This is a genomic window from Actinomycetota bacterium (genome assembly GCA_019347675.1).
Classification (GTDB): domain Bacteria; phylum Actinomycetota; class Nitriliruptoria; order Nitriliruptorales; family JAHWKO01; genus JAHWKW01.
The window spans coordinates 17,443-41,189 of the sequence record JAHWKW010000025.1 but is presented as its reverse complement, the minus strand read 5'-3'; the positions used below and the strand labels follow the sequence as shown (position 1 = coordinate 41,189).

Annotated in this window: 26 protein-coding genes and 2 tRNA genes; 19 read left to right on the top strand and 9 right to left on the bottom strand. The window is 70.1% G+C overall.

The genetic code is table 11. The annotated features are described in order from the left end of the window. The coding region (locus KY462_14595; GenBank protein MBW3578938.1) for an IS630 family transposase at positions 1–526 on the top strand (526 nt) is incomplete at its 5' end. A gap of 308 nt (positions 527–834) precedes the next feature. Here KY462_14595 and KY462_14590 read toward each other — a convergent pair. Next, positions 835–1,272, bottom strand: a complete 438-nt coding sequence (locus tag KY462_14590; GenBank protein MBW3578937.1) for a hypothetical protein — start codon at positions 1,270–1,272, stop codon at positions 835–837. 292 nt (positions 1,273–1,564) lie between these two features. Here KY462_14590 and KY462_14585 point away from each other — a divergent pair, with 292 nt between their 5' ends. Further along, a complete protein-coding gene (locus KY462_14585) occupies positions 1,565–1,777 on the top strand; it encodes a hypothetical protein (protein ID MBW3578936.1) in 213 nt (70 codons plus the stop codon). A 688-nt stretch (positions 1,778–2,465) separates the two neighbouring features. Here KY462_14585 and KY462_14580 read toward each other — a convergent pair. Beyond that, positions 2,466–2,690, bottom strand: a complete 225-nt coding sequence (locus tag KY462_14580; protein MBW3578935.1) for a BldC family transcriptional regulator — start codon at positions 2,688–2,690, stop codon at positions 2,466–2,468. A gap of 345 nt (positions 2,691–3,035) precedes the next feature. On the opposite strand from KY462_14580, the gene KY462_14575 reads away from it, so the two are divergent. The 5 genes from KY462_14575 to cimA all read left to right on the top strand — a co-directional run bounded on the left by KY462_14575 (position 3,036) and on the right by cimA (position 8,399). Further along, positions 3,036–4,289 (top strand): ISL3 family transposase, encoded by a 1,254-nt coding sequence (locus KY462_14575; protein ID MBW3578934.1) that lies wholly within the window; start codon positions 3,036–3,038, stop codon positions 4,287–4,289. Continuing rightward, complete coding sequence (locus KY462_14570) at positions 4,286–4,708, top strand: pyridoxamine 5'-phosphate oxidase family protein (GenBank protein MBW3578933.1); 423 nt, start codon at positions 4,286–4,288, stop codon at positions 4,706–4,708. The genes KY462_14575 and KY462_14570 overlap by 4 nt, the downstream gene beginning before the upstream one ends. Before the next feature lie 865 nt (positions 4,709–5,573). Beyond that, positions 5,574–5,939: an IS3 family transposase gene (locus KY462_14565; GenBank protein MBW3578932.1), complete on the top strand. Its 366-nt coding sequence runs from the start codon at positions 5,574–5,576 to the stop codon at positions 5,937–5,939. Next, positions 5,881–6,390, top strand: a complete 510-nt coding sequence (locus KY462_14560) for an integrase core domain-containing protein (GenBank protein MBW3578931.1) — start codon at positions 5,881–5,883, stop codon at positions 6,388–6,390. The genes KY462_14565 and KY462_14560 overlap by 59 nt, the downstream gene beginning before the upstream one ends. A 401-nt stretch (positions 6,391–6,791) precedes the next feature. Then, positions 6,792–8,399 (top strand): citramalate synthase, encoded by a 1,608-nt coding sequence (gene cimA / locus KY462_14555; GenBank protein MBW3578930.1) that lies wholly within the window; start codon positions 6,792–6,794, stop codon positions 8,397–8,399. A 12-nt stretch (positions 8,400–8,411) separates the two neighbouring features. Here the strand turns inward: cimA and KY462_14550 are convergent, their stop codons facing one another. Next, positions 8,412–8,552 carry a hypothetical protein gene (locus tag KY462_14550; GenBank protein ID MBW3578929.1) on the bottom strand — a complete coding sequence of 47 codons (141 nt, stop codon included), beginning with the start codon at positions 8,550–8,552 and terminating at the stop codon, positions 8,412–8,414. Positions 8,553–8,725: 173 nt separating this feature from the next. Between KY462_14550 and KY462_14545 the strand changes: the two genes are divergently transcribed. The 6 genes from KY462_14545 to KY462_14520 all read left to right on the top strand — a co-directional run bounded on the left by KY462_14545 (position 8,726) and on the right by KY462_14520 (position 13,023). Continuing rightward, positions 8,726–9,490 (top strand): fumarylacetoacetate hydrolase family protein, encoded by a 765-nt coding sequence (locus KY462_14545; protein ID MBW3578928.1) that lies wholly within the window; start codon positions 8,726–8,728, stop codon positions 9,488–9,490. A gap of 44 nt (positions 9,491–9,534) precedes the next feature. Further along, on the top strand, positions 9,535–9,756 hold the full coding sequence (locus tag KY462_14540) for a dodecin family protein (protein ID MBW3578927.1): 222 nt from the start codon (positions 9,535–9,537) through the stop codon (positions 9,754–9,756). A gap of 16 nt (positions 9,757–9,772) precedes the next feature. Then, complete coding sequence (gene purB / locus KY462_14535; GenBank protein ID MBW3578926.1) at positions 9,773–11,194, top strand: adenylosuccinate lyase; 1,422 nt, start codon at positions 9,773–9,775, stop codon at positions 11,192–11,194. Then, entirely contained in the window at positions 11,191–12,747 is a 1,557-nt protein-coding gene (locus KY462_14530) for a glutamate--tRNA ligase (protein ID MBW3578925.1), read from the top strand. The genes purB and KY462_14530 overlap by 4 nt, the downstream gene beginning before the upstream one ends. Before the next feature lie 95 nt (positions 12,748–12,842). After that, positions 12,843–12,914: transfer RNA gene (locus KY462_14525), tRNA-Gln, on the top strand. Between the two features lie 33 nt (positions 12,915–12,947). Then, positions 12,948–13,023: transfer RNA gene (locus KY462_14520), tRNA-Glu, on the top strand. Positions 13,024–13,041: 18 nt separating this feature from the next. Here KY462_14520 and dapE read toward each other — a convergent pair. From dapE to KY462_14500, 4 genes are read right to left on the bottom strand one after another with little or no spacing between them, the layout of a single operon-like run. After that, the gene (gene dapE / locus KY462_14515; protein MBW3578924.1) at positions 13,042–14,154 is read right to left on the bottom strand and encodes a succinyl-diaminopimelate desuccinylase; all 1,113 of its coding nucleotides are present in this window, start codon (positions 14,152–14,154) and stop codon (positions 13,042–13,044) included. After that, complete coding sequence (locus KY462_14510; protein MBW3578923.1) at positions 14,151–14,981, bottom strand: 2,3,4,5-tetrahydropyridine-2,6-dicarboxylate N-succinyltransferase; 831 nt, start codon at positions 14,979–14,981, stop codon at positions 14,151–14,153. Before KY462_14510 ends, dapE begins: the two co-directional genes overlap by 4 nt. Before the next feature lie 60 nt (positions 14,982–15,041). After that, a complete protein-coding gene (gene dapC / locus KY462_14505) occupies positions 15,042–16,217 on the bottom strand; it encodes a succinyldiaminopimelate transaminase (protein MBW3578922.1) in 1,176 nt (391 codons plus the stop codon). Positions 16,218–16,243: 26 nt separating this feature from the next. Continuing rightward, positions 16,244–17,836: a PQQ-binding-like beta-propeller repeat protein gene (locus KY462_14500; GenBank protein MBW3578921.1), complete on the bottom strand. Its 1,593-nt coding sequence runs from the start codon at positions 17,834–17,836 to the stop codon at positions 16,244–16,246. 139 nt (positions 17,837–17,975) lie between these two features. On the opposite strand from KY462_14500, the gene serB reads away from it, so the two are divergent. After that, positions 17,976–19,217, top strand: coding sequence for a phosphoserine phosphatase SerB (serB, locus tag KY462_14495; protein MBW3578920.1), 1,242 nt, complete (start codon positions 17,976–17,978; stop codon positions 19,215–19,217). A 12-nt stretch (positions 19,218–19,229) separates the two neighbouring features. Here serB and KY462_14490 read toward each other — a convergent pair whose 3' ends face one another. Continuing rightward, positions 19,230–20,174 carry an aldo/keto reductase family protein gene (locus KY462_14490; protein ID MBW3578919.1) on the bottom strand — a complete coding sequence of 315 codons (945 nt, stop codon included), beginning with the start codon at positions 20,172–20,174 and terminating at the stop codon, positions 19,230–19,232. Positions 20,175–20,222: 48 nt separating this feature from the next. On the opposite strand from KY462_14490, the gene KY462_14485 reads away from it, so the two are divergent. Together KY462_14485 and KY462_14480 are read left to right on the top strand one after the other, a co-directional pair. After that, a complete protein-coding gene (locus tag KY462_14485; GenBank protein ID MBW3578918.1) occupies positions 20,223–20,495 on the top strand; it encodes a hypothetical protein in 273 nt (90 codons plus the stop codon). A gap of 26 nt (positions 20,496–20,521) precedes the next feature. After that, positions 20,522–21,322 carry a hypothetical protein gene (locus tag KY462_14480; GenBank protein ID MBW3578917.1) on the top strand — a complete coding sequence of 267 codons (801 nt, stop codon included), beginning with the start codon at positions 20,522–20,524 and terminating at the stop codon, positions 21,320–21,322. 47 nt (positions 21,323–21,369) lie between these two features. On the opposite strand, the gene KY462_14475 is transcribed toward KY462_14480, so the two are convergent. Continuing rightward, complete coding sequence (locus tag KY462_14475; protein MBW3578916.1) at positions 21,370–21,576, bottom strand: cold-shock protein; 207 nt, start codon at positions 21,574–21,576, stop codon at positions 21,370–21,372. A 146-nt stretch (positions 21,577–21,722) separates the two neighbouring features. Between KY462_14475 and KY462_14470 the strand changes: the two genes are divergently transcribed. The 3 genes from KY462_14470 (at position 21,723) to KY462_14460 (ending at position 23,737) form a co-directional block, all read left to right on the top strand. Continuing rightward, positions 21,723–22,097 (top strand): hypothetical protein, encoded by a 375-nt coding sequence (locus tag KY462_14470; GenBank protein MBW3578915.1) that lies wholly within the window; start codon positions 21,723–21,725, stop codon positions 22,095–22,097. Between the two features lie 32 nt (positions 22,098–22,129). Beyond that, the gene (locus KY462_14465; GenBank protein ID MBW3578914.1) at positions 22,130–22,816 is read left to right on the top strand and encodes an MgtC/SapB family protein; all 687 of its coding nucleotides are present in this window, start codon (positions 22,130–22,132) and stop codon (positions 22,814–22,816) included. A 102-nt stretch (positions 22,817–22,918) separates the two neighbouring features. After that, the gene (locus KY462_14460) at positions 22,919–23,737 is read left to right on the top strand and encodes an SDR family NAD(P)-dependent oxidoreductase (protein MBW3578913.1); all 819 of its coding nucleotides are present in this window, start codon (positions 22,919–22,921) and stop codon (positions 23,735–23,737) included. Positions 23,738–23,747 lie beyond the last annotated feature (10 nt).

The window sequence follows — 23,747 nt, the reverse complement described above, 5'->3', positions numbered from 1 at the left end:
GTTGGAGCGCACCCGGCCGATCCTGCCGCTTCGTCGTGGCTTACCCGAGCGTCAGACCCACGACTACCGTCGGCACGGCACCACGACCCTGTTCGCCGCGCTGGAGGTCGCCACCGGCAAGGTCATCGACGCCTGCTACCCCCGTCACACCAACGCCGAGTTCTTGAAGTTCCTCCGCCAGGTCGCCAAGGCCTACCCGCGCCGGCAGCTGCACGTCATCGTCGACAACTACTCCGCGCACAAGCACCAAGACGTGCACCAGTGGCTCGACAAGAATCCGCGGATCCACCTGCACTTCACTCCGACGTACTCGTCATGGATGAACCTCGTCGAGGTGTTCTTCGCGATCAACACCCGCCAAGCGATCCGCCCCGGCAGCTTCCGGTCCGTCAAAGACGTCACCGCCGCCATACGACGGTTCATCGACACCTGGAACGACCGCTGCCAACCGTTCGCGTGGACCAAGACCGCCGACGAGATCCTCGACAAGGCCAACCGTCAAAACACGTCAGTTACGGACCACTAGTCCGCATGCCACCTCGGGTTTGTACGGCCGCGTCAGCACGGAACTCGACAACATCTGGGTCGTCATCTAACTCTGCATCCGGAGTAGAGCGTCCTTCCGTGCGACATCAAGCTCGCCGCGTACCAGCGGTATGGCTTCGTGTCGCTCATCCCTCGGCAGGGGTCGCCGTGGTCCCGCAAGCGAACGACACGGCCGTTGGTGGAAAGCTGCCGGGAGCCTCGCCCTGTCAGCTGGGACGGTGACCGTGGACTCCGCCTCGCACCGCCCGAGCTACCGGCTGACTGTGCCGGTCTCATGGGAGAGGACCGTCACGGGCATTGTGAGACGAGTCGCTGCTCCAGCAACCGCCTCGCGTTCTCCACGTCCTGGTCCGTGGCGCATTTGAAGTCGTTCCAGAACGCATCGTCCATGCGGGACGAGCGGGTGGCTACGTGTACGTACAGGCAGCTGCGGCCGGGGAGCGGGAAGAGCCGGGAGCGCGAAACCTCTGTCTCGCCGCCTTCCGCGATGATTTCGAAGTCGATGACGCCGTGGTCACGGTTCAGCCGCTGGATGATGCGGAAGGTGTCCCCGCCGGGGCCGACGCCCCGGAAGCTCGCCTCATCCGCCCGATCGACCTGTGTCGTCCAGTTGGGATACAGGTGGGGGAACTGCAACGGATCGCTGAGGTGGCTCCAGAGCAGGTCGAAGGGAATCCCGTAGTGCACCGTCGACACGTGAAAATCGGGGGCCACCGCCGGGCACATTCCCGCTCCCTCCCTGACATTTAGGCGAGCTGTTGCGACACTAGATCCCCGTGGCTGTGGCGGCAACGAAGACTGAGATGCCTCGACCAGCGCCAACCCGGCCGGTGCGTCAGGCCCAGGCAACAGATCGTCCCTGTTTTCCCCGCAAGAGACCAACTCGGTAGGCACTCCCTCATGGACGTCCTTCGCGGAGTGACCGCGCCCGGTCATGGAATGCATGGAGGCTCTTCGGCCGGCGCGGCCTGCTCCCCGAGCCCCCGGAGCAGTTGCTCGAGGCGGGCGCGGTGGCCTTGTGCCGATCGACTTCTCGGGCCCATCCGCGGGTTGTTGCGTCGTCGATGAGCTGGTCTTCGACGGCAAGACGGGCCCGGAGACGTGGGGCGCAATCGCTGGTGGTGACGAACTTGGAACAGGCAAGCACGACGTCGCAAGGGCCTTCCTGGGGCAGACGCAGACAGTGGCCGAGTTCGAGCTCGTTTTGAGGAAGTTCGTCTGCAGCCAGTGAACGGCCTCTAGGTCGAGCCGGTGCTCGCGCAGCGCCTGCGCGGGGGGCCGGCCATGGTCACCTCAGGCCCGAGGTGACGGTCCAGAGCGTCCTGATACTGCTGCTTGACCGTCGGATGGGACGAGCTGGCGTAGATCAACGACATCATGGGAGTGCGGTGACCGAGCACGGCCATGATCGTTTGAAGGCGAGCGCCGCCTTCCGCCAGTTGGGTGCCGATGGTGTGACAACGTCGCTGATACCGAGATTCGCTTCGTCAGGCAACTGGCGGACGAAGCGACGACGGCCCGCGCCGGCGCTGCACGACGCGGTGGGCGACGCGATGACCCGTCGTCTGCCGTGGCTGTCTCGGACAGCAGCGTGGTCGCCCACCGGACGGTGAATTCCCGGCAACAGCGAAGAGTCTTCGGTGTCGGCCACGCTGGCAGCGTCGCAATCGACGGGTCGATGCGCTCGCCCGCCGGTTATACGCACGCCGCCTGGTTGGCTGGCCCCTCTCGCCGGAGTGGCCCGCAACGGAGCCGCTCCGTGATGCCCAGCACCTCGGCCACCTCCTCGATGCGCCTGTGGGGCTCACCCGCCGGATGAGGTTGGTGAGTTGGTCGAACCGCCCAGGCCTTGGCTGTTCGGGCTGCCCTGCGAAGGGGGGTTGATGCGACGGGTGACGCCGCTGTGTCGGAGCCGGCGGCTACTGGGGCCCGCCGCGTTCGTCGTCCCAGCGGGGTTCAACGCTGTGCTTCACGAGAGCCTCCACCTCCGACGCGCGGTAACGGCGGTGACCGCCCAGCGTGCGGATGGCCGTCAGCTTCCCCGCTTGTGCCCACCGGGTGACGGTCTTGGGGTTGACCCCGAACCGCTTGGCGACCTCTGCGGGCGTCAGCAGTTCGTCGTTGTGCTCATCTCGGTGTTGCACGCCGACCTCCTCTAGACGTGGCGTCTTGTAGGAAGTCGGCCTCCCGACGCCCCGACGCTATGCCCGGTTCATGTCATCTTCCGGGCCCGTGGGAACTAGCCCTGGAAAGGCGTTAGCGTCACAAATGCCCGCACAGTTACGGTGGCTTCCCATGACGGATGAACACGGGTTCGACATCGATGTTTATCTGGGACTTCCCAGGTTTCTGTGGGCGGCGGGATGAGCTGATCTGGCTGGTGAGGGTGGCTAGCAGGGCAGGGAGGGCACAACCGCGGGGAGGTGCGGCGCGCACGTTCTCGCTCGTAGGTTTCGGGGTGTCTGACGTCCCGAACCACGGAGAAGCCCGTGCGCGCCACGACCGCATTCAACCGCATGCTGCAGATCCCGGGAGCGACCGTCGCGACGGTCACGTTCGCGCCGGAGGGGATCGTGGTCGAGTTGCGTCGACGGTTCCGTCGGCTGACTTGTCCGCACTGCGGCTGGTCGACCCGCGCCAGCTACGACCGCACGGTGCGTCGGTGGCGGCACGTCGATGCGGGCAGCGCCAAGCTGTGGCTCGAGGCCGAGATCCGACGGCTGTCCTGCAAGCGGTGTGGCAAGGTAGTCACCGAACAGGTCCCCTGGGCCCGCCACGACGCCCGCCACTCCCGCGACATGCAGGACGTGACCGCGTGGCTGGCTCAGCGTGCCGACAAGGAGTCGGTCCGCCGGCTGCTGCGGATCTCGTGGGAAGCGGTCCGCAACGCCGTTTCGGCGGTGGTCGCCGAGCAGCTCGACGACTCCCGGCTGGACAACCTGTTCCGCATCGGTGTCGACGAGATCTCCTACCGCAAGGGCCACCGCTACCTGACGGTGGTGGCAGACCACGACCGCGACGGCGCGGTGGTGTGGGTCGGCGAGGGACGTGACGGCGCCTCTGGCAAGGACGCGGCCACCCTGGCCCGCTTCTACGAGGAACTCGGCGAAGAACGCTGCAGGCAACTGCAGGCCGTCTCGCTGGACCTGGGTGGCGCGTACGCCAAGGCCACCCGCGAGCACGCCCCCGACGCAGTGCAGTGCGCTGATCCTTTTCACGTGATCGCCCTGGCCAACAAGGCCATCGACGAGACCCGCCGGTGGGCGTGGAACCTACATCGTCAGGTTGGGACCACCACCACGGCGAAGTGGGTCAAGCGCACCCGGTGGGCGCTGGTGAAAGACCCCGCCAGCTGGAAGGCCCCCCAGCGCGAGGTCATCGCCCAGCTCAAGCGCGACCGGTCGCTGCTCTACCGCGCCTGGTTGCTCAAGGAAGCCCTCCGCGACCTGTACCGGCTCAACGAACCCGACCAGGCACCCGTCCTGCTCGACCGCTGGCTGGGCTGGGCGTGCCGATCGCGCATCCCCGCCTTCGTCAAGCTGTCTCGCACCATCCGCGCCGAGCGCGACCGGATCCTCGCCGCAGTCGAGCTCGGCCTCTCGAACTCGAAACTCGAGGGCCTGAACTCCAAGGTCCGCCTCATCAACCACCGCGGCTACGGCCGCCACACCCCCGCCGCCCTCATCGCCATGATCTACCTCTGCTGCGGCGGCATCACCGTCCAGCTACCCACGGAAACCTGAGGACAACCGTTTATCTGTCACGCCCACTTGTCGCACGCGTGGCCACCAACGGTCCCACGGTGCGTCCGGTCTGGTTCCTGTGGGAAGACGAAGCCTTCTGGTGGTTGACCGGCCCGTGGGCGCATCTCAATGACCTCCTCGAGGACGATCCCCGAGCGGTGCTCGTAGTGGACACCTGCGACCTCGCGACCGGCGAGGTCCTGCAGGTCACCGCCCGAGGCCGGATCGAAATTCGCCCGTACGACCGTGCTCGAGCCATACGCAAGCTGCGCCGCTATCTCGGCCCGGACATCTCCGCGTGGGACGCCACGTTCGATCCAGACGCCATGGCCGAGGCCAAGTTCGGGCGACTCGCCCCGACCAAACTCAGCGCCCGTGACCTCTCGTTCAAGCCGAGCGCCGACGGCCGATCCGGCTGACCCATCGGTCCGCCGATCACCGGTCCATGATCATGGCACAAACCTCATTCGGCGACACGGCGCAGTTCCCTATGTGTCAGGCCGAGGTGAGACACCTGGTGTAGTGCACATCACTCCCAGGGCGCGAAGGATCACCTGACCGATGACGATGACCCCAGCGGTGCTGGCGACGCGCGAGCACGACCCGGCGGCGCGTCCGCGCCGGCGGACGTTCACCGCGGAGAAGAAGCTACTATCGTGCGAGGGCGAGAGGTGGATTCATCGACTGGGATGGCGCCTACTACGAGAGCCCCCGGGTCTATTCCGGAGAGTGGCCGCGCATCAGTTGCTGATTTGATGCCCCGTGTCTACGGGCTCGTGCAGCATGGCGCGGACATCGTCCCCTGGACGGCGGCGAAAACACTCCCGGTGGTGTGATGATGATACGTCAGCCACGGCGCAGGTACCGCTACGGCCGTCACGCGAGGTTGGGGAATCGAGCACGCCCTACCATGCATTGCATCTGCAGGAATGAGGCATTGGAATCCGAACGTAGTTGGATGGATCCTTATCCTTCTGCCAGGCTTCCTCCTCGGAACGGTCCTTTGGGCTGTTTTTGCAGTCCCCGCTCAATACGGCTACCCCGTTTCCCTACTGCTAGCATGGGCAGGCATGATTGTCTGGGATCGCGCTGCTGGACCAGGGGGCCGTCGTAATCGTGACAGGTAGATAGCCGAGCGAAGCACGTGGGCCGTCGGTGATAAGGCCGGTGCCTGGTCGAGGGAGCCGGCGCAGTCGTGGGCGCAGGGCGAGCTGGCGCTCGGTCACGCCAGGTCACGTCGCGCCGTGACGTGGATGCCTACGAACCGTCCTGGAGCCTGCCGGCGTGTCGCCCTCGGCGTACTACGCCTGGCGCGACGAGCCCGACGGCGCCAGCAGCGCCGAGCAGGCCGACACCGAGTTGCTGGCTGAGATCCGTGCTATCCACGACGCGTTCGACGGCACCTACGGCCAGCCCACGGGGTCGGGGTCGGGCTCGCGGTTGACGTCGCCAGCGACGAACGCCCCACCCTTCCCCGGCTTGATGACCGCCGAGTTGCGCCGACGCGGCTGGGTCGTCAACCACAAATGCGTCGAACGGCTGATGCGCGAACATGGCGTCGTCGGGCACCGGCCGCGCCCGACGCCGGTCGTTGACCGAGCCGGCCGACGGCCACCGGCCGCGGGCGGCGGTGACCGCCCCGACCGGTAAGGCGGCCGACCGGCTGACCGCTGCGCTGCAGCAGTCGCCGCGACGGTGGACACGACCGACGCGGTCCGAGACCGGCAGCGGTCGCTCGAGGCGTCGACCCTGCACCGGCTGCTCGGATGGCGACCCGGCAGCCACACCCGGTTCACCCACGACCGCGCCCGCAACGCCCACCGACCAGGCCCCCATCGAGAGCTTCTTCGGACACCTCAGGCGCGACTACCCGCACCTCGAGCGCATCGACGACCCGGCCGTGCTCGACGCCGAGCTGACCCGCGTCCAGCTCGAGTGCAACACCGTCCGTCTCCACCAAGCCATCGGGTATGTCACGCCCGACGACGAGCACCACGGACGGGGCCCCGCAATCCGACGCGACCGCACCATCGGCATGAAGGATGCACGCCGCAACCGCATCGACTACAACAGAAACCACCCGCCCGAGCGCGGCCCATGAGTAGGGTTAGAAAATCGGCCGGCTCTATCAAAGAGTCAGATACACCTCAATCAACCCCGCGGTCAGTGCCCTCATCGTCACGCCTCCTGTCGGTCGGTGCACGCTAGACGCCTGGGCAGGCGGGGACGCAAACACCGATCCTGGCCACGCCGACGCAGGGCCAACTGGACGACGCCCCGACCAGCTGGCACGCTGCACACGCGCCGCAACCGGCGGCGCCCAGGAGCGAGACGTGATGCACGTGACCCGGATCCCGAGGCCGACCCCCGCTGTGCGGCGGGCGCGTCCGAGCGCGGGCAGCATCGCCATCGACAGGCTCCCGTAGCCAGGCGACGAGCGCCGGGCTGCGGGGGTGGCCCGGTCCGACCGGCGCCCTTCCGACTCCCCGGCGTCCACGACACATGAAGGACGATCCGGTGAGTCAGGTACCCGCCCTGTACGACACGACCCTCCGCGACGGCACCCAACGCGAGGGTGTGAACCTGACGGTGGACGACAAGCTCAAGATCGCCCGCCGCATGGACGAGCTCGGCGTGCACTTCATCGAGGGTGGCTGGCCGGGCGCCAACCCCAAGGACACCGAGTTCTTCCGCCTCGCCGCAGACGGACAGCTGAAGCTGGAACACGCCACGCTGGCCGCGTTCGGCGCAACGCGGCATGCCCGCAACGTCGTCGAGGACGACCCCACGTTGAAGGCCCTGCTGCACGCCGACACGTCGGTGCTGTGCATCGTGGGGAAGGCCTGCGCCTGGCACGCCGAGGAAGCCCTCGGTGTGACCCGCGAGGACAACCTCACGATGGTGGCGGAGTCGATCGCCTACCTGGTCGCCCAAGGTCGGCGGGTGTTCTTCGACGCGGAGCACTTCTTCGACGGGTACACCCGCGATGCCGGCTACGCGCGCGCCGTGGCCCGCGTCGCAGCGGAGTCCGGGGCCGAATGCGTCGTCCTGTGCGACACCAACGGCGGGGCGATGCCGTGGGATGTCGAACGGGTCGTCCGTCGCCTCGTCGCCGACCTGCCATGCGACGTGGGGCTGCACTTCCACGACGACGGCGGCTGCGCGGTCGCCAACTCGCTGGTCGGAGTCGAGGCCGGCGCCCGGCACGTGCAGGCCACCGCGAACGGGTTGGGTGAGCGGTGCGGGAATGCCAACCTCTTCACGGTCCTCGCCGACCTGCAGCTCAAACGGGGGCTGCCGCTGGTCCCCACCGACCGGCTGTTGCGCATGACCCACGTGGCCCACGCCGTCGCCGAGCTGACCAACCAGACGCCGCCGACCGCCCAGCCGTACGTCGGTTCCGGTGCGTTCGCGCACAAGGCCGGGTTGCATGCATCGGCCGTGGCGAAGTCCGCCGACCTCTACCAGCACGTCGATCCGGCCCTGGTCGGGAACGAGACACGGCTGGTGGTGAGCGACCTCGCGGGTCGTGCCACCATCCAGCTCAAGGCGCGCGAGCTGGGGCTGACCCTCGACGAGGCACAGGTCGCGGCGGTCCTCACGGAGGTCAAGCGTCGCGAGCACCAGGGGTGGAGTTACGACGCGGCCGACGCATCCTTCGCGCTGCTGCTCCGTCGGATCGTCGGTGACCTGCAAGAGCCGTTCGAACTCGAGCACTTCCGTGTCACCGTCGGAGGTGGGCGCGGCGACGCGGCCGGACCGACCGCCGAGGCGATGGTGGCGGTGCGGGTGGCCGGTGAACGTCGGCTCGGTGCGGGAGAGGGCAACGGCCCGGTCGACGCGCTCGACCACGCGTTCCGCAACGCCGCGAACGGCACGTGGGCCGCACTCGACCGGGTCCACCTGTCCGACTACAAGGTGCGCATCATCGAACAGTCAGGGGGACGGTCGTCGGCCGGGGCGCATGGGACCGACGCGGTCACCCGGGTGCTGGTCACCACCACCGACGGCGAGGAGACCTGGGACACGGTCGGCGTGCACGGCAACATCGTCGAGGCGTCGTGGCTGGCTCTGGCCGACGCCTACGTCTACGCGATCCTGCGGGGGTAGCCGGATCGCGACTCAGCCGAAGTACAGGCCGCCCGGGGCGATGATCAACCCGATGATGATCAGCACGATCCCCCACAGCAAGGCGCCCTGGATCAGCCGGGCGACGCCGAATACGACCAGGATGATGCCGAGGATCGCCAGCAACGCTGTCATGGTCGGGTCTCCGTTCGGTCGGGCCCCCGCCGTCGGGGGTGGCTTACCAAGGAGGGCGCGGCACGTGCCGTGGCCGGTGATGTCCGTTCGTACAGCAGTGCGTGACGGGCACGCCACCTTGCGTCGCCTCCGACGGTATCCACAGGCGCGGTCGTGAGACGCATGTGACCCTGATCGTCCGTTTCTCCGAACCGCGATCACCGACCCCCCAGTACGGGATCGTCGACGACGACCGCGTCGCGGTGATCGAGCCGCACCCGTTCACGTTGCACCGGCGGACCGGCCGGGCCGTCCCGCTGGACTCGGTCCGGCTGCTCGCCCCCGTCCTTCCCAGCAAGGTCGTGGGTGTGGGTCGCAACTACGTCGACCACGCCTCGGAGATGGGCGGCGGGGTGCCGGCGGAGCCGCTGTTGTTCCTGAAGCCCTCGACCGCCGTGATCGGCCCCTACGACGTGATCCGTTACCCGACGGATGTGACCAGCGACGTCCACTACGAGGGAGAGCTCGCGGTCGTGGTCGGCCGGCTGGTGTCGCAAGTGACACCCGAGCAGGCGCGGGAGGCGATCTACGGCTTCACCTGCGCGAACGACGTCACGGCGCGAGACCTGCAGCGCCGCGACCAGCAGTGGGCGCGCGCGAAGGGCTTCGACACGTTCTGCCCGTTGGGCCCGGCGATCAGCACCGACCTCGACCCGTTCAACGCCCGGGTGCGAACCTACCTGGACGGAGAACTCAAGCAGGAGGCCAGCACCGCGGCCATGACGTTCGACGCACCCAGTTTGGTGTCGTACGCGTCGCAGGCGATGACGCTCCTGCCCGGCGACGTGATCCTGACCGGGACGCCGGCGGGGGTGGGACCGCTGCAGCCGGGCCAGAAGGTCCGGGTCGAGATCGACGGGATCGGGGCGCTGGAGAACCGCGTGGAGGTCAGGTCGTGACCCCCCACCGGCTACGGTCCCAGGGGCGACGAGGAGGGCCACGAGTGGGCAACGTGTACAAGAAGATTGAACTGGTCGGGTCAAGCGAGGACGGCATCGACGATGCGATCCGGACCGCGATCCGCCGGGCAGCGCAATCGATGCGCAACCTCGACTGGTTCGAGGTGAAAGAGGTCCGCGGTTGGATCAAGGACGGCCAACCCCAGCACTTCCAGGTCGTCCTCGACGTGGGCTTCCGCCTCGAGGAGGGGCAGACGCTGGGATGACGCCGACGGAGGTCCGGTGACCGACCCGATCCCCAACGTGCTCGCAGAGCGGTACGCCTCCGCGGAGATGCGTGCGATCTGGTCGCCACGAGCCAAGGTGGTCACTGAACGGCGGCTGTGGGTCGCGGTGCTCCGCGCCCAGCAGCGTCTCGGCGTCAACGTCCCCGACGGGGTCGTCGACGCCTACGAGACGGTCGTCGAACACGTCGACGTGCAGTCGATCGCCGAACGCGAACGGCGGCTGCGTCACGACGTCAAGGCCCGCATCGAGGAGTTCTGTGCGCTGGCCGGGACCGAGCACATCCACAAGGGCATGACCTCCCGCGACGTGACCGAGAACGTCGAGCAGCTCCAGATCGTCCGGTCGCTGACGTTGATGCGCGACCGCGCGATCGCTGCCCTCGCGCGGCTCGCGCAGCTGGCTGCCACCCACCAGACGCAGCCGCTGACGGCCCGCACACACAACGTCCCCGCCCAGGTCACCACCGTCGGGAAGCGCTTCGCGAACGTCGGACAGGAACTGCTCACGGCGCTGCGGCGGACCGAGGACCTGCTGGCCCGCTACCCGCTGCGTGGCCTCAAAGGACCCGTCGGGACCCAACAGGACCAGCTGGACCTGCTCGGCGGAGACGAGGAGAAGCTCGAGGACCTCGAGGTCGAGATCGCCGACGAACTGGGCTTCCGCGAGGTGCTGGTCAGTGTCGGCCAGGTCTACCCCCGGTCGCTGGACCTCGACGTGGTCGCGGCGGTGGTGCAGCTGTCCGCCGCGCCGTCCAGCCTCGCCACCACGCTGCGTCTGATGGCCGGGCACGGCCTGGTCACCGAGGGGTTCGGCGACGAGCAGGTGGGGTCGTCGGCGATGCCCCACAAGATCAACGCCCGGTCGTGCGAGCGCATCAACGGGTTCGCGCGGATCCTGCGCGGGTACCTGACGATGGTCGCTGGCCTGGCCGGGGAGCAGTGGAACGAGGGTGACGTCTCCGACTCGGTGGTCAGGCGCGTCGCCCTCCCGGACGCGTTCCTCGCCGTCGACGGGCTGTTCGAGACGTTCCTCACCGTCCTCGACGAGCTGCACGTGTTCGACGCCGCGATCGACCGTGAACTGCAGCGCGAGCTGCCGTTCCTCGCCACCACCAAGGTCCTGCTGGCGGCCGTCGGGAAGGGGATCGGGCGCGAAGCCGCTCACGCGGCGATCCGCGCCCACGCGGTCGCCGCCGCCCGCGCTGTGCGTGACGGCGGCGACAACGATCTTCTGGCCCGGCTGGCTGCCGACGAGCGCCTGCCTGTGGGGGAGGACGAGCTGAGCGCGCTGGTCGAGCAGCCCATCGACCTGGCCGGTGCCGCACCGCGGCAGGTCGCGGTGTTCTGCGCCGCGGCGGAAGCGATCGTGAAGGAGCACCCGGACGCCGCCGGGTACGAACCCGAGCCGATCCTGTGACCGGCCGGAGCGGGGCGAGCGACGACCGGCCGCCGCGGGTCCGGCTCGCACCCGCCCCGACCGGGGCGCTCCACGTGGGCAACCTGCGTACCGGGCTGTTCAACTGGCTGCATGCCCGCCGCCACCGCGGCACGTTCGTGCTCCGCATCGAGGACACCGACCAGGCGCGCGCCACGCCCGAGGCCCTACGCGGCCTGCTGGACGCGCTGCGGGGGGCGGGGTTGGACTGGGACGAAGGGCCGCAGGTCGGCGGGCCGTACGGACCCTACATCCAGTCGGAGCGGGCACCGTTCCACGCTGCGGTCGTGCGCCGACTGATCGAGGCGGACCTCGCCTACCAGGACTTCGCCACGGTCGAGGAGCTCGAGGCGTACCGCGAGACGCGACGGGCCGAGGGGCGCCCGCCGGTGCTCAAGGGACCGCTGCGTGGCGAGCGTCGCCCGGGCGAGCTGGGTCACCCGTCGATCCGGGTCCGCACTCCTGAGGCCGGCGAGGTCGTTGTCGACGACCTCGTCCGCGGTCGGGTCAGCTTCGACTGGTCGAGCATCGGTGACTTCGTCGTGCAACGGGCCGACGGGTCGGTGACGTACCCGCTGGCGAACGCCGCCGACGACGTGGCGCAGGGCATCACGCTGGTCTGCCGCGGTGAGGACCTGCTATCGGTCACGCCCAGGCAGGTCCTCCTCTACGAGGAACTCACCAAGGACGGCTTGGTCGACGACACGTTGGCGCAGGCGGGCTTCCCCGCGCGCGCCCCGGGGTGGGTGTCGCCGCGCTGGTTCGCGCACCTGTCGCTGGTGGTCGGGGAGGACCGAAAGCCCCTGTCGAAACGTCACGGGGCGACCGCCGTGCAGGAGTTCGCCCGGCACGGCTACCTGCCGGAGGTTCTGTTGAACTATCTGGCGTTGCTGGGCTGGGCGCCGGGCGACGGGCGCGAGCGGTTCGGAGTCGACGAGCTGATCGCGGCGTTCGACCTCGCCGACGTGGGCAGGACCGCAGCGGCGTTCGACTTCGACAAGCTGACCGCGTTCAACGGCGAGCGGATCCGTGAGCTGGCGGCCGACGAGCTCGCCGACCGGCTGGTGCCCTACCTCGACGGGACCTACGGCGAGCCGCTGATCGGGCATCCGCCCGGTGACCAGGAGCTGGCGCTGCTGTGCCGCCTGGTCCCGCTGGTGCAGGAACGCATGCAGCGTCTCGACGAGGTCCGCCAGTACGCCCCGGCGTTCTTCGCCGAGGTGATCGACCTCGACCCCGAGGCGGTCGATGTCGTCCTGGGCAAGCCCGGCGCTGTCGCGGCGTTGGAAGCCGCAGCCGACACCCTGGAGGTGCTCGACGACTGGACCGACGCCGCCATCGAGACCGCGCTCCGCGGCCTGCTCGACCGGCTGCAGATGGGGGCGCGGAAGGTCTTCCAACCGATCCGCGTTGCAGTGACCGGGTGGCGTGTGTCGCCGCCGCTGTTCGAGTCGTTGGCGTTGATGTCCAAGCAACGCGTCATCCAACGCATCCGCGACGCCATCCCGGTCGCGCACGAGGCCGGCGGAGGATGAGCTGTTCCGCCTGCCGGGTCTTCGGCGGCTGCCGCGGGCGGGCGTCGCACAGGTTGGCCGCTGTTGTCGGGCACGGTTACGATGGGACCTCGCTTTCGGGGGTGGTGTAATTGGCAACACGACGGGTTCTGGCCCCGTTATTGAGGGTTCGAGTCCTTCCCCCCGAGCGCACCGGCCGGCCGCACGTCGAGCCGGCCCACGCCCCCGTCGTCTAGCGGCCTAGGACGCCGCCCTCTCAAGGCGGTAACGGCGGTTCAAATCCGCTCGGGGGTACCAGGGGTGACGCACCGCGCGTCACCCCTGGTGCGTTCCTGTCGCGATGCCTGTCTCGAGGTCTGTCGCGAGGAAAGAACGCAGCCGCGCGTGGACGTGCCCGAGGTTGGCGACCGGGACGTACTCGCCGGCACGGTGCGCCTGGCCGGTGATGCCCGGCCCGTAGTTGACCGCCGGCACGCCAGCAGCGGCGAACCGCGCCACGTCCGTCCAGGCCTGTTTGCCGGTGACCGGAGCGTCGACCGCTTCCACCAACGCACGGACCAGGGGGGCGTCCAGGCCCGGCGGTGCGGGCGGCGCCCGGTCCACGATCGTGACCTCCGCGCGGTCGGCGACCCAGCCGCGCAGCTCGGCCTCGGCCTCGTCGAGGGTGCGGTCGGGCCCGAACCGGTAGTTGACGTTGATCGTGAAGCGCCCGGGGATGACGTTGCGGGCGTTGTCGGTCCACGCCTGCGTGGCGGTGAGCACGTCACGGAACGTGATCCCGTCGACCTCGACGTCGCGGGGGGCGGGATCGTGCAGCTCGGCCAGGAGCGGCGCCGCCTTCGTCAGTGCGTTGTCCGCCAGCCAGGGACGGGCTGAGTGCGCGGGGCGGCCGACGATCGACAGCTCCGCGTGCAACCCACCGAGGCACCCGACCTGGACCTCCAGATCGGTGGGTTCGAGCACGATCGCCAGGCTGGCGTCCGACAGCCACGGCAGCGCAGCCAGGACCGACCCGAGCTCGTTGGCTTCCTCTGGCCCTTCCTCACCGGCGTACAGCACCAGCGCCAGGTCGTACGGCGACCGGGCGCGCAGCGCCTCATCGGCGAACAGGGCCTCCGCCACGGCGATGCCGCCTTTCATGTCCGACGCGCCCCGCCCGACGACCACGGCTCCGTCGCCACGGTCCTCGACGCGGGCCTCGGCGTCCTCCTCGGTGGGTGGGACCACGTCGAGGTGCCCCACCAGCAGGATCAGGGGGCCCTCACCCGACCCGCCCACCACCAGGCTGTCGCCGACCCGGTGGATCGTGGCCACCGACGCGTAGCGTTCCTCGAGCGCGTCGGTGAGCGGCGCCTCGTGGCCGGTGACCGACAGCTGTGCGCAGAGCTCGACGAGGCGTCCGGGCAGGTCGAACGGTGCGGGGGTCATGTCTGTACCTGGAAGTCCCGCAGCGCCTGGTTCAGGGACGTCTTGCGGTCCGTCGACGCCGTGCGCTCACCGATGATCAGCGCGCACGGTAGGTGGTAGGTCCCGGCCGGGAAGTCCCGGGGTCGCATCCCGGGCACGACCACCGCGCGTGGCGGCACCACGCCGCGTGCGGTCGACGGCTCGTCGCTGCGGACGTCGATGATCGGGGTCGATGCGGTGATCACGGTCAGCGCCCCGAGCACGGCTTCCCGACCGATGCGCGCGCCTTCCACCACCACGCACCGCGACCCGATGAACGCGCCGTCCTCCACGATGACGGGGTCGGCCCCGGGCGGCTCCAGGACGCCGCCGATCCCCACCCCGCCCGACAGATGCACGTCACGGCCGATCTGCGCGCACGACCCCACGGTGGCCCACGTGTCGACCATGGTCCCCGACCCCACCCACGCCCCGATGTTGACGTAGCTGGGCATCATGACCACGCCAGGCTCCAGGAACGACCCGTAGCGGGCCGTGCCGGGTGGCACCACCCGCACCCCGTTGTCGGCGTGGCCGGTCTTCACGGGGATCTTGTCGTGGTACTGGAACGTCCCGGCCTCCATGCGCATCATCTCGGCCTGGCGGAAGTACAGCAGGATCGCCTCGCGCACCCACGAGTTCACGGTCCACTCGCCGTCCTCGTCCGCCGGCGGATCGGCGACGCGCAGCTCTCCACGGTCCAGCAGCGCCATCGTCTGCGCGACCGCGTCGCGGACCTCGAGCCCATCCCACGCGTCCCCACCGGCGTCGAACGCTTCGCGGACGGTGCGGCGCAGCTCTTCGGTCACGGTCGGCCTCCGCGTCGATCGCGCCGACGCTACCAACCGTGGGTGGAGCGCAGCGCTGGGTCAGGTGGGCAGCCGCCCCGCGTCGATCGCCGTCGCCCACCGCTCCACCGCCGCTTCGCACTCCGCGGCGCTGGGCACCAGCGCCAGGCGCACCCACCCGGCGCCGGATGGCCCGAACGAACGTCCCGGCGAGGCGATCACCCGCTCGGCGAGCAGGCCCTCGACGTAGGCGGCGTCGTCGCGTCCGGGCGCGCGGAACCACACGTAGAACGTCGCGTCGCTCCCGGACACCGCGATCCCGCGGGACGCCAGAAACGGCAGCATCACCGCGCGTTTGGCGGCGAAGATGGCGCGCCGCTCGTCGACGTGGTCCTGATCGGCCCACGCCGCGATCGCAGCGGCCTGCACGAACGTCTGGGGCGCGGTCCCGACGTTGGGCCGCAGCACACGCTGCCGGGCGATCAGCTCCGGGTCCCCGACGATCGCTCCGGCCCGGTACCCGGTCATCCCCGAGCGCTTCGACAGCGACACGAACGCCAGCACCCCGGTCAGGTCCCCGTCGCACACCTCCAGCAGCGACGGGGCGGGGTGGTCGAACCACAGTTCCTGGTAGCACTCGTCGGAGCACAGCAGGATGTCGTGGGCGCGGGCGACCTCGAGCTGGCGGCGGTAGTAGTCGCGGTCGGCCGCAGCGCCGGTCGGGTTCTGCGGGTAGTTCACCCACGCCACGCATGCCTGGGCCAGCCGTGTGGGGTCGACCTCCTCGAGCTCCAGCAGCCAGTCGCGCTCGGCGGTGAGCTGCACCGGGTCGGACATCCCGCCGGCGAACTGGGCACCGCGGGCGTACACGGGGTAGCCGGGTTCGCCCCACAGCACGCCGCGGCGGTCGCCGTGCGGATCCACGACCACGAGCGGGAGGTGGAAGATGGCCTCCTTGCTCCCGGCGCTGGGCAGGACGTGACGATCCGGGTCGACCTCGACCCCATGGCGGCGGGCGAACCAGGCGGCGACAGCGGCGCGCAGCTCGCGCCGCCCGGTCACGGTCGGGTACCGGCTGACCGGGCCGAGCGCGTCCACCAGTGCGTGGCGGATGAAGTCCGGAGTGGGTTCGTCGGGGTCACCGATCGAGAAGTCGTAGACCGGCTGGCCGTCAGCGCGGAGGTCCTCGGCCAGGTCCTGCAGGGCCGCCAGCGGGTAACCGCCGAGCTCATCCAGTGCCGGGTTGGACGTCACCATGGGGACGAAAGCGTAGGCCGGGTCGCTCAGCGGTCTCCGACCGCGTACACGAAGCCGTCGCGGGACCCGACGTAGATCCCGCCCCGCCACACCGCCGGGGTGCTCTCCACGCAGCCGCCCAGCTGCACCGACCAGCGGGGTCGCGGACGGCGCGGATCGCGGACATCGAACGCCAACATCCCGGCGCGTTGGCACGCACCCACGATCAGCGTGTCGTCGACGACCACGGGCGATGACCACTCGTGGTACCCGATGGGTTCCCGCCACACGACCTGTCCGTCGGCGCTGTCGACCGCCAACAGGTCGCCGGCGTGGGTGGTGACGTACAGGACACCCTCGTGCAGGGCCGGTGTTCCCCAGATCCCCCCGGGTTCGTTCGCGGGGGCGCCCGGGCGAGCGGGAACGTCCAGCCCCCACACCCGCGGGTCACCCGGGCGGTCGCGGTCCAGCTTGACGAGCTGGCCGACCTGTCGGCCACGGGCGGTCCGGCGCTCGAGCTCCGATGCCACGTACAGCATCCCGTCACGGTCGATGACGATCGTCGCGTCGGTGTCGTCACCGGTCCAGTACTCGAACACCACGGGCGCGTGGCCGTCGCGGACCTGGCTGAGGTCGTACCCGATCACGCGCCCCGCGGAGTTCGCGACGAACGCGTGGCCCTCGAAGATCGCGACGGAGCTCTCGAAGCTGACGTTGCGATCCCCGACTGCGCGGAGCAGCTTTTGATCCCAGCCGGGCAGCTGCACGACGACCGTCGGGTCGACGGTGACCCGGCCCGCCGCGTCGTAGCCGCGCTTGAGGTCGATCACGTAGAACCAGCCGTCCTCCCCGCCGGTGACCAGCAACCCGTCGACGATCGTGGGGTTGCCGTCCCAGTCGTCGTTCCAGATCCGGCTGCGGTTGGCCGGAAGCGCCCACAGCTGCGTCGGGCCGTCACGGTCGAGCGCCACCACCCGCAGGTAGCCGTCGCGCGACCCGGTGTACAGCAGGGGGAACCCATCGGGGTCGAGCGTCACCGAGCCTTTGATGATGTGGCCGGTCTCGAACGGCGGTCGCAGCGCCCGGCCCGACGTCGCGCTGATGAAGTGCACCGCCCCGTCGTACGCACCGACGACAACCTCGACCACGCCGTCGGGGCGTTCCCACACCGCCGGCTGACCGGTCCACCCGGTGCCGCACCAGCGCTTCACCGGCGGGTCGGCGGTCCCCGCCCGGGAGCGGATCGGCTCGTCGGTGCACATCGGCTCGTCCGGGTACCGCCAGCGCACCTGCGGGGAGGACGGAACCGGACCGAGCCCGTACCACGTCCGGGTGGGGTTCCCACGGAACTGCAGCACGCCGGCCACCGTTCCCCACGGCGCCCCGACGCTGCTGCGGTCCACCAGCGGGTGCAGGGTCGGGGTGGGCGACGGGGTGGGGGCAGCGGCGACCGGCGCGGAGGTCGGTGGGGCAGGCGGCTCGGGCAGCGGCTCGGGCGCTGGGAGCGGCGCCGGGACCGGCTCTCCCAGCCGGCTCGCCGTCATCAGCGTCCCGGCGGCGAGGACGGCGAGAGCGCCTGCCGCGAGCAGCTGTGCGGTCAGGATCGCAGGTCGGCGGGGACGCGCCGTCCGAGGACGCATGGCGGCGCAGTGTAGGGGCGGCCGGCGCCGGACGGCCGACCGCGGATCCCGGCGTGCATCGACGGTCGCGACGGCCGTGGTGGCTGGCAGTGACCACTGCCCGTCCGAGGACGCGGTGACCGTCGGTACGCTCGCGCGGATGGACGACCGGCGGACCCTCCTCGTTCGCGTCTCGGGACGTGACCAGCCCGGCATCACCGCAGCCCTCCTGGACGTCCTGGCGGCCGGCGGCGTGGACGTCTACGACATGGAGCAGGTCACCACCCGCGATCGCCTCACCCTCGACTTGCTGGTTGGTCTGCCGGCCGGCGGGGACCGGACCAGTGACCGGGTCGTGAAGGACATCCTGTTCCTGGGCTGGGAACGCGGGCTCGAGGTCGACTTCGAACCCGTCGAGGCGCACGTCGCGACGCCGCCGCGCCAGCGCTACGCGGTGACGGTGATCGGGGCGCCCCTGACCGCGGCGGCGCTGGCCGCGGTCGCGCACCGGATCGCCGGTGCCGGAGCCAACATCGACCGGATCGTGCGCCTGTCGCGCTATCCCGTCGTCAGCTACGAACTCGTGGTGTCCGGCGGCCACGCGGACACGCTGCGCGCCGGGCTGCTGCACGCCGCCGCCGAGCACGCGATCGACGTGGCGGTCCAGCGTGAGGGGCTCGAACGGCGCGCGAAGCGCCTGGTGGTGATGGACGTCGACTCGACCCTGATCCAGGACGAGGTGATCGATCTGTTGGCCGAGGAGGCGGGCACCGCCGACCGTGTCCGCGACGTCACCGAACGGGCGATGGCGGGCGAACTCGACTTCGGTGAGGCTCTCCGCGCCCGGGTGGCGCTACTGGCCGGACTCGACCGTGACGCACTGGAGCGGGTCCGGGCACGTGTGCGGCTCACACCCGGCGCGCGGACGTTCGTGCGGACCCTGAAGCGTCTGGGCTTCCAGGTCGCGATCGTGTCCGGCGGCTTCTCGCTCTTCACCGACCCGCTGGCGGCGGAGCTCGGGATCGCCCACTGCTACGCCAACGAGCTGCAGATCGTCGACGGGCGGGTCACCGGCCGGCTGATCGGGCGCGTCCTCGACCGCGCCGCCAAGGCCGACGTCCTCGAGGAGGTCGCCCGCCGCGAGAACATCCCGCTCGAACAGACCGTGGCGATCGGGGACGGCGCCAACGACCTGGACATGCTGGCGCGGGCTGGACTCGGCGTGGCGTTCAACGCCAAACCCGCGGTCCGGGAAGCTGCCGACACCAGCGTGTCGGTCCCCTACCTCGACGCGGTGCTGTTCGTGCTGGGCATCCGACGCGACGAGGTGGAGGCCGCCGACGAACGTGACCTGCGTGACCGCGGCGATCCCGTCCCGGTGCGGGGCGTGCCTCCGCTGTGACGTCGGCCGCGGTCAGCTCGCGAACAGCTCGTCGAGGCGGTCGAGCGTGTCCCGGTCCAACTCGACCTCCGCGGACGCGACGTTCTCGCGGACCTGCTCGGGGCGGGACGCCCCGAAGATGGCCGAGGCGACGCCGTCCTGGTGAAGCACCCACGCCAGCGCCAGCTGTGCGTGGCTGAGGTCGAGTTCGGCGGCCAGCCGACCCATGCGGTCGACCTTGTCCAGGGACGCCTCGTCCAGGTAGCGCTCGACGAAGCGACGGGCCTCGCCGGCGGCGCGGGATCCTCGCGGCACGTCCCCGCCGCTGTACTTCCCGGTGAGGACACCTTGGGCCAGCGGGCTGTAGGCGATCTGACCCAGTCCGTACTCACGGCTGATCGGCAGCACCGCCGACTCGATGCCACGCTCCAGCAGCGAGTAGACCGGCTGGTTGCTGACGGGCCGTGGGACGTTGAGCGCGTCGGCGAGGGTGCAGGCCTCCACGATCCGTTCCGGGCGCCACATCGACACGCCCCAGTAGAGCACCTTCCCCCGGCGGACCAGATCACCCATCGTGGCCACCACCTCATCGGTCGGCGTGGTCGTGTCGTAGCGGTGGCACTGGTAGAGGTCGACGTAGTCGGTGCGCAGGCGCCGCAGCGACGCGTCGATCGACTCGGTCACGTGCTTGCGTGACAACCCGCGGTCGTTCACGTCGTCGCTCATCGGGAAGTAGACCTTGGTGGCGAGCACGACGTGCCGCCGGTCGCGGCCGCTGAGCAGGTCGCCGAGGACCCGCTCGGCCTCGCCGCACTTGTACACGTCGGCGGTGTCGATGAGGTTCACGCCGCTGTCGAGCGCGACGCCGACGCACTCGCGCGCGACCCGGTCCTCGACCGTCCCCCCGTAGGTGAGCCACGATCCGAGCGCGAGCACGCTGACCTTCACGCCGCTCGCACCGAGGTTGACGTAGCGCACGCCGTGGCCTCTCCGGTCGCCCCTCCCGCCGCGGTTACCCTAGGCCGCGTGGGCGACCACCAGGGTGGGCGAGACAGCAGAGCTGGCGACGACGCCAGCCTGCTCGACGCCGACCGCGTCCTGGCGCTGACGCGCCGACTCCGCGACGTCCACGCGCGCCTCGACGACGTCAGGCTGTCCCGGGACGCCAGGGGCCGGTGGCAACGGCAGTTGATCGCCATCTCCCAGTCCGCGCAGGACGACCTGGCCCGCGCCGAGCAGCAGCTGGAGCGGTTGGTCGCCGAGCTCGACCGGCGAGAGGTCCGCGCCCGGCGGCGCTAGGGCGCGGCCAACGATGGAGGCATCACGTGGCCCGTGTCACCGTCTGGCACCTGACCCGACTGCGCCGCCTGCCGCTGATCGAGGAGCAGGGGCTGCGCACCCGGGCGGACCTCAGCGACCGGTTGGGTCCCCCCGGCGTCGAGGATCGCCAGGCTCCGGGGACCTACGCTCACGGCCGCCGGGTCTCGGCGTACCTGTCGCTGGATCACGCCCGGACCCACATCGGCGAGCATGGCCGGGGCCTGATCACCTTCACGGTGGATCCGGCCAAGGTGATCGCCACACCGGGGGCCGCCCGCGACGGTGGCGCCGCGGCCTACTGGGACGCGGCACGGCAGTTGCGTGACTGGCTGACCCAGGCAGAGCCTCCCGTCGACCTCGAGGTCCACCAGAACGTCCCGGTCCGTGCCAAGTACCTGCGCCTGCCCGGCACGCTGCTCACCGCCGACGAGCTCGGCCCCTACGCCGAGATCGTCGAGGCTGTCGCCGACACCGACCGCCTCTCGGCGAAGGCGCTGATGCACCTGGCGATCATCGCCTCCGACGGCGACGATGGGTCGCATGAGTTCGCCACGGCCGTCGCGCTGGCCTACCGCGATGGACCCGAGCCGCAAGGTCTGGTCCGCGAGCTGGTCCAGCTCGGACCGGACAAGGTCGCGTCCGCGGCACTCGCCGAGTACGGGTCGGTCGCCCCGGATGCAGCACAGCGGCTGCGCCAGACCCTGGAAGCGACCCGAGGGTGGGCCGAGCAGCAGGGCCTGGAGCACGGCCAGGGCCTGTTGGCGCGGAGCGCAGCGGTCGTCGATGAGGTCACCGCCATCGAGTAACCGTCACGACGCTGCGAACGCCGACGGCCGCCCCGGCAGCCCGCTCCTCATAGGCTGACGATGTTCAGGTTCGTGACCTGCGGGGCGTCGTCTTCTTCGTCGAGTTCGAACCGGACACGCTGGCCCAGTCGCAGCTCCCGCAGCCCCGACGCCGCGAAGACCTCGCGATCCACCACCAGCTCATTGAGCTGATCGTCGAGGATGACGGCCTCGTTGGTGATCGGGTCGTAGCTCTTGACCGTCCCCTGGGGCAACGCAGCTGGCTCCCTGCCGACGAGCGGGCGCAGCGTATCCCGCCACTTGTCGCCCCGTACCGACGTCGCCGGCGCGCGATGGGGGCTGAAGTAGCGTCGGCGGCAGTGGGCCACATCGGCGCTCCAGTCGTCGGAGGGAGGCGAACATGGCGAGTGGTCGCGACGACGAGACGGGGGACGCAGATCAGCGGGCCGGAGCGGAACGTCCACCACAGCAGGAGGGGCGCCCAGAGCCACGCCCAGCCCCCACCGAACCGGCGCCATTGTCGCAGACCGTCGGTCGGGTCGTGCTCGGTGTCCTCGCGCTGCTGTTCATGCTGTTGTCGCTGGACAACCTTCACCCGGTCCCGATCGAGTGGCTGTGGGGCGGCAGAGGAGGCGCCTTCCCCGGTGAGGGGATCCCGTTGATCGTGCTCCTCCTCGGGTCGTTCGTCTTCGGGATGGCGGTCGGCGCGGGGTTCGCGTGGCGGCGCGGGCGGATCCGCAGAGCCCGTTGGGAGCGGGAGCAGGCAGGACGCTGACGAGCGTCGATCGCCCCGACCCGGAGGTGGTCGTGGACTGGACACCGTTCGTGCGACTGATGGTGGCTGCGGCGTTCGCGGCGGGGATCGGCCTGGACCGGGAACTTCGCGCCAAGCCCGCCGGTCTTCGGACCAACATCGTCGTCGGCGTGGCCGCGGCTGCGTTCGCGTACGCGTCGGTGACGAACTTCCCGTTCGACGTCGACGAGTCGCGCGTCGCGGCACAGATCGTGTCGGGCATCGGCTTCCTGGGCGGTGGAGCGATCTTCGCGGCCGGCGGCAAGCCGCACGGGCTCACGACGGCCGCGGCACTGTGGGGGTCGGCGGCAGCAGGGTTGAACGCCGGCATCGGTGCGTACGCCACCGGGTTGGCGTTGGTGATCATCACGGTGGTGGTCCTGTGGCCTCTCGAGTGGGTCGGCGGCCTGGTCCTGGGCGCTCGACGTCGCTCGGACATCAACGTGCAACTGATCGTCCGTGACCTGTCGGCGGCCACCGCGGTGCGCGCCCTGGTCGGCGATGCCGACATCAGCCTGATGCAGTTGGACCTGCGACCCTTCGGCGACCGGGTCGCCATGGGCATGACCCTCTACGGCCGCCCAACTGCCGTCCTGGAGCTGACGTCGCGGCTGGCGCAGCGCCCCGACGTCGACTTCCTCTCCGAGGAGGCCCTGCCATCCCGCTCGGCTGCGCGTCGTTGGGAAGTGCATCCGCAGTAACGCTGGGCCGATCGCGGGGACACGGTGACGTGCTGACAGGCCACCCTCCGTCGACGGGCTGATCCACACAGCGACCGAACGCCGCCGACCGAAGATGCCACCATGTCCCGCTCCGTCCTCGTCACCGGTGCCACCTCCGGCATCGGGCTGGCCACCGCCCTGCACCTGTCCGAGCTGGGCTTCCACGTCCTCGGTTCAGCCCGCACGCAGCACAAGGCCGAGAGGTTGGTCGAGGCCGCCGAGCAGGCGGGGGTGGAGGTCGAGCCGATGCTGTTCGACGTCACCGACGCCGACGCGTGCGAGCGCGCGATGGCGGATCGGACGTTGTACGGGCTGGTCAACAACGCCGGGTACTACAACGTGGGGACCGTCGTGGACGTCCCGCCGGGCGATGCCCTGCGCCAACTCGAGACGATGGTGGTCGCGCCGATGCGCCTCGCGCGTCTGGCGTTACCGGCCATGCGCGAACGGTCCGAAGGTCGGATCGTGAACGTCTCGTCGTCGCTCGTGCACCTCACCGGACCCCTGACCGGCTGGTACCAAGCCAGCAAGGCCGCGCTCTCCGCCGTCAGCGATGCTCTCCGGATCGAGGTGTCGTCCTTCGGGGTGGAAGTCGTCCTGATCGAACCCGGAGGCATCGAGACCGACATCTGGCGGAAGGCCGAAGACGATCTGCTCCGTCACCGCGCGGGTTCGCACTTCGAGACCGCCTACGACCGCGCGCGACGTATCCTGCATGCCCTCGTCGGGCGGATGCACCCCCCAGAGGCCGTCGCAGAGGTCATCGGCACGGCGCTCACCGCGGGGCGCCCCCGAGCGAACTACTGGGTGGGTGCCGAGGCGGTCGCGCTGCGATGGGGGGGACCGCTGGTGCCGACCGCGCTCAGAGACCGCCTGGCCCGGACCGTCCTCGGCCTGTGAGGGGGCCTCC